The organism is Blautia faecis, assembly GCF_027662325.1.
GTDB lineage: Bacteria > Bacillota > Clostridia > Lachnospirales > Lachnospiraceae > Blautia_A > Blautia_A faecis.
The window spans coordinates 42,985-56,864 of sequence record NZ_JAQDKY010000001.1 but is presented as its reverse complement, the minus strand read 5'-3'; the positions used below and the strand labels follow the sequence as shown (position 1 = coordinate 56,864).

Genomic DNA, 13,880 nt, shown 5'->3' with positions numbered 1-13,880 from the left:
TATGGGATATCTGAAAAATAAAACATTTGGTTTTTACTTAAGTTTTGTGGCTGCAATCCTTGCGCTGATCGGCTTTGTAATGTACCGCCAGGCAGGACATACAGAAGCTTATATTGAGGTTCTGCTGCTTGTAACAGTGGTTCTGCAGATTCTTGCGATGATCGTTTTGAAGGTGGCACCTGATTTTAAGTGGACAAGCCTTCTGCTTACTGCAAATGCAATTCTGACTGCAGCAGCACTTGTTAACAGTTTTTATACACAAGTTGATTTTATTGGATATGTGGTATCAGGACTTTATGAGTTTGCAACCATAAAAAAATTCATAATTTCAGCCGTACTTATGGCACTTTCCATGATTGCATATATTGTTTCCTCTTATTCTGGATTTCAGAAATGTACTTGTAAGGATGAGACAAAAGCTTGATTTATCTGCTGTAAAATATGGCACAAATTAATATTTACATGGTATAATGAAAAAGCCGGAATGCCCAAAAGGACTCCGGCTTTTGCCGTATACCATGGAGGATAACTATGATTACCATTGCTATTGTGGAAGATGATAAGAAAAGTGCAAAAATTCTTCAAGACTATATATTACGCTATTCAGAAGAAAAACAGGAACCGTTAGCTGTAGAATGCTTTGAAAACGGATTAAATTTTATCAGCGATTATAAAGCCAGCTGCGACATTGCTCTTATGGATATTGAAATGCCTCATATGAATGGTCTTGACACCGCCAGAAAACTGCGGGAATTTGATAGCCAGATTCCTCTTATTTTTATTACCAATATGGCGCAATATGCCATTAACGGATATGAAGTGCAGGCTCTTGATTTTATGGTAAAGCCTATTGAATATTTCAACTTTTCGCTGAAACTGGACAAAGCGATCCGAATCTGTAAAAAGCTTCATGGTTATCAGATATATGTTCCTTCTGAACAGGGAACTGTTAAAATTGATATTGCAGATCTGATTTATATTGAAAGTGCAAAGCATTATCTTTATCTTCATACTTCGAAAGAGACCTTTCGCCTGCGAAGCACAATGGGAGATTTTATAGCACAGCTTCCGACAGGTCGCTTCTCCTGTTGCAGCAAATCCTTTTGTGTAAATCTGGAATGGATTTCCCGCTATCAGGGAAACAGCGTGTTTGTAAATGGAAAGGAATTATCGATTTCCCGTTCTTATAAAAAAACTTTTATAGATCAAATGACAATGTACATTAACCGGGGAGGAAACTGACGTGGCAATTTATGAAATATTAGCTTCATCTACAAGTGAAATACAGGGAATTACCTGTTTTATCATCCAGCTTTTTATAGCGGAAGCTATGTTCTTTTTCCATCTAAAAAAAAGAAAACGCTTCTGGTTACGCCTGCTTGTAGGGGGAACTGCCTGTCTGCTTTTGGGAGTTACCCTTCCAATTATAATTGGTCAATATATAAGCGGAATTCGAACCTTTATTGTGCTTGTTTTTATGCAGCTTTACATGTGGTTTTGCTTCAGGCGTTCTTTTTTGGATATTTTATTTTGTACAATTGGAGCTTTTACTGTACAGAATCTTGGAAGCAATATTCAGGTGCTGATTTGTATCGTGACCAAAACTTCTTTCAAGATGCTTTCCACGGAAATGGTCATTGGATTTACCATTGTATATATTATTTGTTATCTCACTTGTGCAGCAAAAATAAAAAATTTTCCGAATATCAGCCAGAACAGAGTCCGTGTACTTTGGGTAGCCATTATTTCCTTATGTGTCTGCTGGCTCCTTCAAAGCTGGCTGATCAGTGAAAAGCTGGATATGGTTATGGCGTGCCGTGTTCCATTTGTATTCTGCTGTATTTTATCTCTTTTTATGCAGTTTGGGCTTCTGGAACAGTCCCGGCTTAATGAAGAAAATCTGGCTCTTGAGCAGTTAATAAAGGAAAATGCAAAACAGTATGAGTTGTCAAAGAAAACAGTTGAAATCATTAACATGAAATGTCATGATCTTAAGCACCGGATTCTGGAATTGGAACAAGCCGGAAATGCAGATTATGGCCAGCTGGAAGAAATACGTAAAGCAGTAGATATTTATGACGGGCTTGCGAAAACAGGCTGCCAGCCATTGGATATTATTCTTTCAGAAAAGAATCTTCTTTGTGAAAAATATCAAATTAAGTTTTCATATATGATTGATGGAGAGAAGCTTACTGGTATTAAATCGGGAGATATCGCTGCCATATTTGGAAATGCTTTAGATAACGCTATTGAATGTGCAGCGGAGCTGCCAGTTGAAAAAAGAATTATCAGCCTCATCGGATATGCGAGACAAGATGTGATGGGGATTCATATTGAGAATTATTGCGAGGATGAACTGGAATTTCGTAATGGGCTTCCGGTGAGTACCAAAGGAGATGATAATTATCATGGCTTTGGCATGAAAAGTATTCAATATGTGGTGGAAAAATATGGCGGAAATCTTGTGGCGAATTTGGAAGAAAAGATTTTTAGTGTAGATATTATTTTTCCAGTTCTAGATTAGAGCCTTTTTCAAACTGGGGAGGTGCCTTTTTTTGAACGCAGATATGCATTCCCCCGCTTCAAGTGCGCGGAGCACTAAGCGGTAGGTGAGGGGGGATGCTTCTGTCAGTGGGAGCCTTCAGCTCCTACTGACAGATCGCAAAGCGACTGCGTTCATAAGCAAGTAGCGAAACGGACCTGGAATGTCCGCTTTACTAATATACGAAAGCAATAAGTTAACTGGTAGTATTCCGGCGAATCAGCACCGGAGCGATCTGTTTGTGAATTGGCTTTTCCAGTGGCTTAGGCGCTCGCTTTTTTTGCTCTTCCATCTGCTGCACCAGAAGCTCCATGGCAGTCTGTGCAATAACGTCAATTTGCTGACCGACAGTTGTGATCGGAAGGATTGATTCACTGGCAATTGGAGAATTATCAAAACCTATAATTTCGTAAGTAGGTGGTAATTTACCATATTTCTGGAAAATTAAATTGAGAAACATATTGGCATAGGTATCATTCGCAAGAAAGATACCTTTTTTTTGATTCGGATACTTTTCTTCAATTCTTGTAAAGATACGTCTTATCACATTTAAAATCTCTTGATAAGAATTGCCGCTTACGCTTAGATCAATGTCATAAGGAACCTGATATTCTTTACATGTTTCCTCAAATGCACGTATACGATCATAAGCCGGGACTGTTTTTTCAACATTGACATTGATATGAATCAATATATCACATTTATCACGAATTAACAGGGAGGTAGCCTGAAGGGAACCCATATAATTGTCAGTGGTAATGCTGCTGATATATTCTGCCTCTCGCTCAATGGCAATGACAGGAATCTGATAGGAAGCCAGTTTTTGGGATGACAGTGTATGGCTTAAAACAATAAGCCCCTCAATCTGATAGGAAAGAAGCTCTTCAATATACTGTTGTTCCTCTTCGGCACCGTGTTCACTGGAAAAAACAAGAAATTTGTAATGGTAGTTACTATAGCTTGAAAGAAGCTGTGTCAGCATTTCAGAGTAGTAATGCAAGTAGAGATTTGGAACAATAATTCCGATAAACTCACTTTTACCATTTGCCAGAACTTTTGCAAGTTTATTTTTTTTATAGCCAAGGGTATCAAGGGCCTGTGAAATCTTTTCCTGATTTTCAAGCGTAAGAGAATCGGGATGATTGAAATACCGTGATATTGTAGTTTTTGAAAAATGAGTATATTCTGCAATATCTGCAAATGTCACCTGTTTTTTTGCCATAAAAATTTAATCTCCTTATAAATAAATGAGAATAATATTGGGGAATCTTTTAATTACTGGGATTATATTATTTTTTTAGTATAGCAATTATTTAAAAAAAAGGCAATGCTAAAATAACCGATTACGTAACCGGTTATTTTAGCTTGAAAAAGTGTTGACATATGAACTTGGATGTAGTAACATCGAGCTATAAAGTAACCGGTTACTTAACCGGTTCCGAGAACGAAAAGGGAAAGGAATGGAGGAGAAGTGCATGAAAAGAATGCAGAACCAAACAATGCCCGTGAAAAAGCAAACGTGGAGAGATAAGGCTACATATGTGAAGAAAAACTGGCAGTTATATCTTTTTTTCTTAATGCCAGGACTTTTACTGACAATCATTTTTAAGTATCTTCCTATGGGGGGACTTCTGATTGCATTTGAGGATTACAACGTAATCAAGGGAGTGCTTGGAAGTCCATGGGTCGGACTTGAATATTTCAGGCGGTTTTTATCTTCACCGGATTTTATGAACTACCTGTTGAATACGTTAAAACTGAGTATTTATGGACTGTTGTGGGGCTTTCCGGTTCCGATCATTCTGGCATTGCTTTTAAATCGTATCCGCAGAACCGGAGTTAAGAAGAAAGTACAGCTTTTGGTCTATATGCCGAACTTTATATCTGTAATTGTACTTTGCGGTATGGTACGAATGCTGCTTTCTCCAGTCGGACCTCTGAATAAACTGTTAGGAATCAGTACAAACTGGATGACAATGCCATCTGCTTTCCGCACCATTTACATAGCAAGTGGAATCTGGCAGACAGCAGGCTGGGCCTCTATTATGTACACGGCTGCTTTATCCAATGCAAGCAAAGAACTGGAAGAAGCAGCTATTATGGATGGCGCAAATCTTCTGCAGCAGATCTGGTATGTGGAGCTTCCTGCAATCAAGAATATTATTGTAATTCAGTTTATTCTGCAGGCTGGAAATATTATGAGTATTGGATTCGAGAAAGCCTATGCATTACAGACAGATATGAACCTGCCGGCATCAGAAATTTTATCAACATATGTATACCGTATTGGTCTTTTGAACGGCGATTATGGTTATTCGACGGCTGTTGGTCTGTTTAATTCAGTAGTAAATGTAATTCTGTTAGTTTTTGTAAACTGGGTGGTAAAGAAGCTGAACGACGGAGAAGGATTATAGGAGGAAGCGAAGATGGAGAAAATAAAGAAAAAATATTCGAAGACAGACTGTCTTATCCTTGGAATTGGATTCCTGATTCTTGGACTGTTTGTACTTTCTATTGCAATTCCAATCGTGTATGTAGTGCTTGCCTCTTTTATGGATCCTACAGTTTTGAATAATCAGGGACTGAGTTTTCATATTAAGGACTGGACTTTGGATGCATATCGCAGAGTACTGGAAAATGAGATGATCTGGCGTGGATTTCTGAATTCTTTTCTGTATTCACTTGCATTTACAGCTATTTCTGTTTTTATAACATTGCTGGCAGCGTATCCATTGTCCAAGAAGGAATTTGTGGGAAGAAAACTTTTTAATCTTATTTTTCTGATCACAATGTTCTTTGGCGGTGGAATGATCCCGACTTTTATTTTAATCAATCAGCTGCATATGGTAAATACAGTCTGGGCAGTTTTAATTCCTGGAGCATTTAATGTCTGGAATATGATCCTTGCAAGAACATACTACCAGTCAATCCCGGCAGAATTAAGAGAAGCTTCCGCAATTGACGGAGCCAATGAGATCCAGCATTTCTTCAAAATCATGATGCCGGTATGTAAGCCGATCATTGCAGTACTTGCACTGTGGTCATTCGTAGGAATGTGGAACAGCTATTTTGATGCAATGATTTATCTGAATGATGCAAATCTTCAGCCTCTGCAGTTAGTACTTCGTTCCATTCTGGTACAGAATACTCCGCAGCCAGGTATGATTGCAGATATTCAGAGTACTGCTGAAATGGCAAAGGTAGCGGAACAGCTGAAATATGCAACCATTGTAGTATCAAGCTTACCGCTTTTAGTAATGTACCCATTCTTCCAGAAGTATTTTGATCAGGGAATTATGGTCGGATCAGTAAAAGGCTGATAAGAAAGGAACGATACAGATATGAAGAAAAACAGAGTAAAAGGTTTACTTGCACTTGGACTTTCTTTGACGATGATGATAAGTACGGCAGGGTGTGGAAAAGAGCAGCAGCTTAATGCGGAGATCAACCCGGACACACCAGTATCTGAGGTACAGTTTCCATTAAAGGAAACAGAGGAGCTTTCTTTTATTACAAGTGCACCGGCTACTTCCACACAGGATCCCAATGAAAGAGTGATTTTCCAGCGACTGGAAGAACAGACAAATGTTCATATTGACTGGACCTGTTTTGTATCAGATCAGTTTTCAGATAAAAAGAATCTGGCATTGGCTCAGTTTGGAAATCTGCCGGATGGTCTGTTTAATGCAGGTATGAGTGATTATGACCTGCTGCGTTATGCCAAGCAGGGAATTATCATTCCACTGGAAAATCTGATTGACAAATATATGCCGAATCTTCAGGCTGTGTTTGAAAAATACCCAGAGTACAGGACTATGTGCACAGCACCGGATGGACATATCTATTCTTTCCCGTGGATTGAACAGCTTGGTGCAGGAAAAGAAGCAATTCAGGCGATTGGAGATATTCCATATATTAATAAAAAATGGCTTGACTACCTTGGACTTGAGATTCCTACAACAACAGACGAACTGGAACAGGTACTGATTCAGTTCCGCGATCATGCAGAAGAACTGGAGAAAGAATTTTCCATTGAAGGTGATGTAATTCCAATGTCCTTTATTATCAATAACGGAGATCAGGATCCGGCGATTTTAATAAACGGATTTGGAGAGGGTTACGGAGACACAGGAGATCATTTCGCGGTAACGGATGAAGGAAAAGTAATTTATACAACTGTTCAGGAAGGCTACAAGGAAGGAATTGAATGGCTTCATAAACTGGTGACAGAAGACCTTGTAGATCCGGAAGCCTTTACACAGGAGTGGTCTACTTATGTTGCAAAAGGAAAGAATCACCGTTATGGACTCTGCTTCACATGGGATATTGCGAATATAGATAACAATACAGATTATGTGATGCTTCCGGCACTGACCGGGCCAGATGGCATGAGAAATATTACCAGACAGAACAACAGTGAAACCAGTGGATTTGACCGTGGAAGATGTGTTCTTACATCCAGTTGTCGTAATACAGCACTTGCTGCTGCATGGATTGATCAGATGTATGCACCTCTCCAGTCTCCGCAGAATAACTGGGGTACTTATGGCGAAGAGGATTCCTTTAACATTTTTGAACTGTCTACAAACAAAGACGGCGGCGAAATGTTAAAACATATGGATTTGGGAGAGCAGTCTCCAGTGGAAGTGCGTGAGGCGCAATCTGTAAATGGCCCTCTGGCTGTGCTGAATGAATATTATGATGTATATGTGACACAGCCGGAAGATGCGAAATGGCGTCTGGATAATATGCATGAGACATATTTACAGGATATGAACAGCAAATATGTTTATCCGAATGTATTTATGAGTATTGATGATACGAATAAAGTATCACAGTATGATACCGATATTAAGAAATACGCAGAGCAGAAGAAGGCAGACTGGATCCTGAATGGAGGAATAGAGGAAGAATGGGATTCCTACCTGGAAAAAATGGAGAAGTACGGACTTTCTGATTATCTTTCAATCAAACAGAAATATTTTGATCAGTATCAGGAATCCTTAAGCGCGGAAAAGTAACAAAAGATGTAAGAACTGAACAACGACTTTGACAGGAGATTTTTCATGAGCGAAATGTTAGAAAAGGCAAGAAAATATGAATTTACACAGGGACAGCAGATTAAAGCGGAAGACAGACCGGCTTTTCATATAACTCCTTATGTTGGATGGATGAATGATCCCAATGGATTTTCCTGCTATAAGGGAGAATACCATTTGTTTTATCAGTACAATCCATATAACACACATTGGGACAGCATGCACTGGGGGCATGTGGTAAGTAAGGATCTGCTGCATTGGGACTATCTCCCGGCAGCATTGGCACCAGACCAGGATTACGATAAAGTGGGCTGCTTTTCCGGAAGTGCCATAGAGCTGGAGGACGGCAGACAGCTGCTTATGTATACAGCTGTGGACCGGGAAATACTGGAGGACGGAACCGCAAGGGATGTTCAGACACAGGCGGTGGCTGTGGGAGATGGAAAAGATTACGTGAAGTATGACAAAAATCCGGTCCTGACCTTTAAAAATCTGCCGGAAGGTGCAAGCAGAGTAGATTTCCGTGACCCAAAAATCTGGAAAGAAAAAGATGGAAACTTTTATTGTGTCATAGGCAGCCGTCCTGCTGATGGAAGTGGACAAATTCTTCTTTACAGAAGTAAAAATGGTTTTGAATGGGAATTTGTAAGTACTTTGGCAGAGAATAAAAACCGCTATGGAAAGATGTGGGAATGTCCGGATTTCTTTGAACTGGACGGCAAATATGTGCTTCTGACAAGCCCACAGGACATGATTCCGGAAGGAATGGAATATCATAATGGAAATGGAACATTATGTATCATAGGAGATCTGGATTCTGAGACACATACTTTGAAGGAACAGTCTTATCAGAGTGTGGATTATGGAATTGACTGTTATGCAATGCAGACATTGCTTGCTCCAGATGGAAGAAGAATTATGATTGCCTGGATGCAGAACTGGGATACTCTTGCTTATCGCAGAAATGAATCTAAATGGTTTGCACAAATGAGCCTTCCGAGAGAATTGTCTGTGAAAAACGGAAGATTGTATCAGGTTCCGGTCAGAGAACTGGATTCCATGCGTGCAAATAAAGTCGAGTACAGGGATGTTGTGATTAAAGACACCAGAATCACACTTGACCAGATTGAAGGACGTACCGTAGATCTGGAGCTTGTAATACGACCGGTAGATAAAGATAAGCTTTATAAAAAATTCGAACTCTGTTTTGCAGAGAATGAAAAATATCATTCCACTTTACGATTCCGTCCAGATGAATCAGTTTTGAAAATCGACAGAAGCTTCTCCGGAAGCGAACGTGCAGTGGTTCATCAGAGAGAATGTCTGGTAAATGGTGACTGTAATGAATTGAAATTACGAGTAATTCTGGACAGATTCAGCGCGGAAATATTTATCAATGACGGCGAGCAGGTTATGTCTGCTGTGATTCTTACAGAGCAGGATGCAAAGGGAATTTCTTTTGCTGTGAATGGTGCTGCCAGAATTGATGTAGTGAAATATGATCTGGCATAAAAGTCGTATAAGGCGGTTATGAATAGGTATTGTTTACAGCAGTGAGTTCAGTTCATGGCGTTGCGTCTGACTGGGCTGAATGCCAAATATATGAATCAGGAGATGCATATGAAAAAATATGATGTAACGGCACTAGGCGAATTATTGATTGATTTTACTGAAAACGGAAAAAGCAGTCAGGGAAATCCACTTTTTGAAGCAAATCCCGGAGGAGCACCTTGTAATGTGCTTGCAATGTTAGCAAAGTTAGGGCATAACACGGCATTTATCGGAAAGGTAGGAAATGATTTCTTCGGAGAACAGTTGAGGGCTGCAATAAAAGAAGTTGGAATTGATGACACTGGATTATGTACAGACGAAAAGATCCATACAACCCTTGCTATGGTACATACATATCCAGATGGAGACAGGGATTTCTCTTTTTACCGTAATCCGGGTGCAGACATGATGCTGAATAAAGCTGAAATTTGTGAAGATATTCTCAAAAATACGAAAATTTTTCATTTTGGTACATTGTCTATGACACATGAAGGGGTGCGGGAGGCAACGAAAGAAGCAATTCATATTGCAGAAGAAGCTGGCGCTATTATTTCATTTGATCCCAACTTACGTCCACCGCTCTGGGAGTCTATGGAAGAGGCGAGAAAGCAGGTATTATATGGTCTTGGTCATTGTCAGATACTGAAAATTTCAGATAATGAAATTCAGTGGCTGACAGGAGAAGAAGATTATAGTGATGGCGTAAACTGGATTAGAGAACGTTATCAGATTCCACTGATCCTTGTGTCTATGGGAAGAGAAGGAAGTCGTGCTTATTATAATGAAATGATGGTGGAAGTAAAGCCGTTTTTACAGGATAATACCATCGAGACAACCGGAGCAGGAGATACCTTCTGCGGCTGTGTATTGCACTATGTCTGTGAACATGGAATTAATGGACTAAAAGAGGAAAATCTGGCTGAAATGTTAACGTTTGCCAATGCAGCTGCCTCAATTATCACAACAAGAAAAGGCGCACTGAGAGTAATGCCGGAAGAAAAAGAAATAAAGCTATTAATATAAAATATTCAAAAGAATAGGAATACAATAAAGGGACTTCTTCGGAGGTCCCTTTTAAAATGGGAAAATGTTAATAAAACTTTTTCTTGCTAAATCGTAAAAGTTTGCTAGAATAGTTGTAACAAACACAGTCAGAAAGAACGTTCACAAACGAGGTGACCGCTATGATTACACTGAATGATTATTTATATTCCGGAGATACGGTTTTAAAAATTTTACAGAAATATACAGAGGATCTGCGTAAGGAAGCGAAGAAGAACCATAACGAAGTCGATTTGGTGCACAGCAACTTTCTGCTCCAGATCACGGAACTTCTGGAGCATAATGATTTCCTTACGGCCCAGTCCCAGAAGATCCGGGAATTTTACAAATATATGGCCCATGAATATCCGTTTCTTGCCTTTACATTTAAAGGCAGGATCAAGTCCCTGATCCGGGCAGAAGAGAAATTTAATGGATATGTAGTGGAATATATTTATGATTATTACAGGGAAAATGGTACCTATCCGTCGGTTGCAGAGTTGAAAAACAAGCTGAGCTGCTTCCGTGATTTTATTGCTTACAGGATCGTGGTCTGTATGCCAAGATGTCATTTGAAGCCAGGGGAAGACCAGGAGCAGGCGTCTATCCGCTATCTTTATGAGATTGCAAATGTGCTGCCAGGATTTCTGGAAGAGAGAGGCTTTACAGCAGAATCGGCTCAGGGAGTGAAATTGAGTACTTCTGATCAACTAAATGATGATGTAAAGCCTTATTACAGAGATTATATTTGTGGTACCAGTGAATATGGGTATCAGTCTTTACATATTACGTTCTATGATAACAGCTCCAGATCCTACATGGAGGTACAGCTCCGCACCCAGAAAATGGATGATACTGCGGAAATCGGACCGGCCAATCATCTGGGCTATGAGAAACGCCAGCAGGACGAGCGAGCCAGAAGAGATGTGATCCCGGAAGGGGACTGTGTTTACTTTGATGAGGCTTATGAGCGGGGGATGAAGCTGCTTTCCCTGGAATTAGCAGATCTTGACGTGAATATGTTTTCTGCGGTAAATAACAGTCTGATCAACGATGGCTGTGGATTGTTCCGAGGCAGATTGATTCTGCCTTATGAGCATTTGTCCAGATTTCAGAATGATGTGATTGATTGAGAAAAAAGTAAGTGGAGCAATAAAGATGTTAAAGAAAAAGATGTTAATTGCTTTAGGGGTGGCAGCAGTATTGAGTGTGAGCTGTGTAAGTGTGACTGTCTGGGCTGAGGAAAACGCAGAAGAGCAGACAGAGGAAGCAGAGGACAGTTCTAATTCTGAAGGAGAGGAAGATGCTGATTTAGAAGAGTCTGACAATCCGGAGATTGAAGAGGGATACACTACAGAACTAGAAGGCTGCACAAAGGTGGTTTCCTGGTGCAAAAATGGAGACAATAATATTTACGGACAGTTCTATTATCCGGAAGATTTTGACGAAACAAAGACTTATCCAGTAATCATTATGAGCCACGGAATCGGTTCTACTTCCCAGATGGTAGAGCGTGCAAAATGGCCGGAAAAGGCGGCTCAGGATGGATATGTGGTTTATACATTTGACTTCTGCGGCGGTTCCCTTAACGGAAACAGTGACGTAGATTTCATGGATATGACAGTGATGACTGAGAAAGAAGATTTAAGTGCTGTTATGGACTTTGTGAAAACAAAGGATTATGTGGATCAGGATCATCTTTTCCTTCTGGGACAGAGCCAGGGAGGACTTGTAAGTGCTCTGACTGCTGCAGACAGAAAAGATGATGTGGCTGCTATGATTCTGATTTATCCGGCGTTTTGTATTGCGGATAATGCCCGGGAAATGTATGATTCCGCATATGATATTCCGGAAGACAGAGCTGAGATGCCGGTAGGAACTGTGGGTTCTGAGTATGTGAAAACAGTTTATGATCTGGATGTTTATGGCACTATCAGCGCATATGACGGAGACGTGATGATCATTCACGGAATCAATGACAGCCTGGTGCCATACAGCTACTCTGAAAAGGCAATTGAGAAAGCATATACAGGGGAAGGTTCCGTTCTGGTTCCAATTTATGGAAAGAAGGCTATCCATGGTTTCGAGATGAACTTTGAAGAGGGAAGAGACTATGCGGAGACAGTTGGATTGGAATTTTTGGATGTGCATTTGAAAGAGGAAGAATAAAGGTTTAGGAAACCAAAAAGTGAAAAAAACATGTAGGGCGTATTTATAGATCGTTATGAATTAAAGGCATTGCAAGGATATTATACCGCGTACTAAAAGTTAGATTTTAATGTCTGACTTTTGGGCGGTATGTTCTACAATGCCTTTTTTTATTTAAGTATATATTTTATAAAAATAATATTGTATAAAATAAATACAAATGGTATAATATTAACGAGGAATGATTCTTAAAAAAATATAAACTCCTTGCAGTACATTATATTTTATGTTACGCTGAATTCACATCTCAGGAACTCTATGTACTATTCGTAGGCGGTTCAGCTCATGAACAGCAGTCTATTCATTGCCATTCGGTGAAGTATTCCTGTGAAATAAGCGTAATAAAGAAGGTGGTGAAACTTGGGTGTAAAAGACCAGGGACTACAGGAGTATCTGAAAGATAACGAACGCTTTGCAGATTTTGTGAATGGTACCTTATTTGCAGGAAAGCAGATTGTGGATCCATGTTATCTTAAGGAAGTACAAAGGAAGAAGAGAGTATCATATAAACAGTCGATTATGGCAAAAAATATACAAAAGAAAAACAGTTCTGAAAAATACGGCGAAGAGGAAATTGCCAGGGAAAAAGGTGTTTTTGAAGAGGGAGAATTCGGGGATGACAGCGCGAAGCTCATGTATCTGGAAAGAGAGCGCGATTTCCTTCGTCTCCACGATAAGCCAGGCTGTAGATTTTTGTTGGCATGTGAAGTTGAATCTGGGGCAAATTATGAGATGCCTGTGAGATGTTTTACATATGACAGCATAGAATATACAGATCAGCTAAAAGAGTGGAAAAGAAAATCCCAGCAAATGTTTTGGGGAAGAGGAAAACGTGGGAAAAAACGGCGCCGAATCCGTCGTCCATTGCTTCCGGTATTTCATCAGGTATTATACCTGGGAGAGAAAAGGTGGAAGAGTAAGTTAAAATTACAGGAAATGATGGACATCCCGGAAAATGTGATGAGTTTTTCAGACAGGCTTCCTGATTATGATATTTGTATGATAGATATTCATGAACAGAATCCTGAGTTGTTTCACACGGAATGGAAAGATATTTTCCAGCTTATGAAGCACAGCCGTAAAAAAGACGAATTGAGAAAATACGTAGAAGAGAGTACCGAAGAAATACGAAAGCTAAGTCAAGAAACCAGATGGCTTCTGGCGATATTACTGGAGCAATATGAATTTGTTGATGAAGAGGTTGTGGAGGTGAAGGATATGTGTAAGGCATGGGATGGCGCAATGCAAATGTATGCAGATGAAGCGAGAGCAGCAACGCGGAAAGAAATGAAGAAAGAGATGAAAAAAGAAATGAGAAGACAGGCCAGAGAAAAAGATCGCAGGACCGTTTTTAACATGTTTTCTCGGGGGTATTCACAGAAAGAAATTGCGGCAATTTCCGAGCTGCCGCTTAAAAAAGTACAGAAAATGTGTGAAGGGTTTATCGAGAATACAACAATGGCAGTACATACTTCTTGATTTGGATTAGAAATTACAGA

At 39.8% G+C, this 13,880-nt stretch carries 12 protein-coding genes; 11 read left to right on the top strand and 1 reads right to left on the bottom strand.

Going from position 1 to position 13,880, the window contains the following annotated elements; genetic code table 11:
• Nucleotide 1: 1 nt before the first annotated feature.
• The 3 genes from PGQ38_RS00235 to PGQ38_RS00225 all read left to right on the top strand — a co-directional run bounded on the left by PGQ38_RS00235 (nucleotide 2) and on the right by PGQ38_RS00225 (nucleotide 2,524).
• Entirely contained in the window at nucleotides 2-424 is a 423-nt protein-coding gene (locus PGQ38_RS00235) for a hypothetical protein (RefSeq protein ID WP_118577567.1), read from the top strand.
• Between the two features lie 107 nt (nucleotides 425-531).
• On the top strand, nucleotides 532-1,242 hold the full coding sequence (locus tag PGQ38_RS00230) for a LytR/AlgR family response regulator transcription factor (protein WP_118577566.1): 711 nt from the start codon (nucleotides 532-534) through the stop codon (nucleotides 1,240-1,242).
• A gap of 1 nt (nucleotide 1,243) precedes the next feature.
• Nucleotides 1,244-2,524, top strand: a complete 1,281-nt coding sequence (locus PGQ38_RS00225) for an ATP-binding protein (RefSeq protein WP_204452452.1) — start codon at nucleotides 1,244-1,246, stop codon at nucleotides 2,522-2,524.
• Between the two features lie 214 nt (nucleotides 2,525-2,738).
• Here PGQ38_RS00225 and PGQ38_RS00220 read toward each other — a convergent pair whose 3' ends face one another.
• The gene (locus PGQ38_RS00220) at nucleotides 2,739-3,764 is read right to left on the bottom strand and encodes a LacI family DNA-binding transcriptional regulator (protein ID WP_195699783.1); all 1,026 of its coding nucleotides are present in this window, start codon (nucleotides 3,762-3,764) and stop codon (nucleotides 2,739-2,741) included.
• A 253-nt stretch (nucleotides 3,765-4,017) separates the two neighbouring features.
• On the opposite strand from PGQ38_RS00220, the gene PGQ38_RS00215 reads away from it, so the two are divergent.
• The 8 genes from PGQ38_RS00215 (at nucleotide 4,018) to PGQ38_RS00180 (ending at nucleotide 13,860) form a co-directional block, all read left to right on the top strand.
• Nucleotides 4,018-4,956: an ABC transporter permease gene (locus tag PGQ38_RS00215; RefSeq protein WP_118577563.1), complete on the top strand. Its 939-nt coding sequence runs from the start codon at nucleotides 4,018-4,020 to the stop codon at nucleotides 4,954-4,956.
• Nucleotides 4,957-4,968: 12 nt separating this feature from the next.
• Entirely contained in the window at nucleotides 4,969-5,862 is an 894-nt protein-coding gene (locus PGQ38_RS00210) for a carbohydrate ABC transporter permease (RefSeq protein ID WP_148461557.1), read from the top strand.
• Between the two features lie 21 nt (nucleotides 5,863-5,883).
• Nucleotides 5,884-7,563, top strand: coding sequence for a type 2 periplasmic-binding domain-containing protein (locus PGQ38_RS00205; RefSeq protein ID WP_173718077.1), 1,680 nt, complete (start codon nucleotides 5,884-5,886; stop codon nucleotides 7,561-7,563).
• Between the two features lie 45 nt (nucleotides 7,564-7,608).
• Complete coding sequence (locus PGQ38_RS00200) at nucleotides 7,609-9,093, top strand: glycoside hydrolase family 32 protein (RefSeq protein WP_204452450.1); 1,485 nt, start codon at nucleotides 7,609-7,611, stop codon at nucleotides 9,091-9,093.
• Nucleotides 9,094-9,201: 108 nt separating this feature from the next.
• Nucleotides 9,202-10,155 carry a carbohydrate kinase family protein gene (locus PGQ38_RS00195; protein ID WP_187565184.1) on the top strand — a complete coding sequence of 318 codons (954 nt, stop codon included), beginning with the start codon at nucleotides 9,202-9,204 and terminating at the stop codon, nucleotides 10,153-10,155.
• Nucleotides 10,156-10,316: 161 nt separating this feature from the next.
• Nucleotides 10,317-11,306: a nucleotidyltransferase family protein gene (locus PGQ38_RS00190; protein ID WP_187565183.1), complete on the top strand. Its 990-nt coding sequence runs from the start codon at nucleotides 10,317-10,319 to the stop codon at nucleotides 11,304-11,306.
• 25 nt (nucleotides 11,307-11,331) lie between these two features.
• Nucleotides 11,332-12,342 carry an alpha/beta hydrolase family protein gene (locus tag PGQ38_RS00185; protein ID WP_204452448.1) on the top strand — a complete coding sequence of 337 codons (1,011 nt, stop codon included), beginning with the start codon at nucleotides 11,332-11,334 and terminating at the stop codon, nucleotides 12,340-12,342.
• A gap of 399 nt (nucleotides 12,343-12,741) precedes the next feature.
• Nucleotides 12,742-13,860 carry a hypothetical protein gene (locus tag PGQ38_RS00180; protein WP_118577556.1) on the top strand — a complete coding sequence of 373 codons (1,119 nt, stop codon included), beginning with the start codon at nucleotides 12,742-12,744 and terminating at the stop codon, nucleotides 13,858-13,860.
• Nucleotides 13,861-13,880 lie beyond the last annotated feature (20 nt).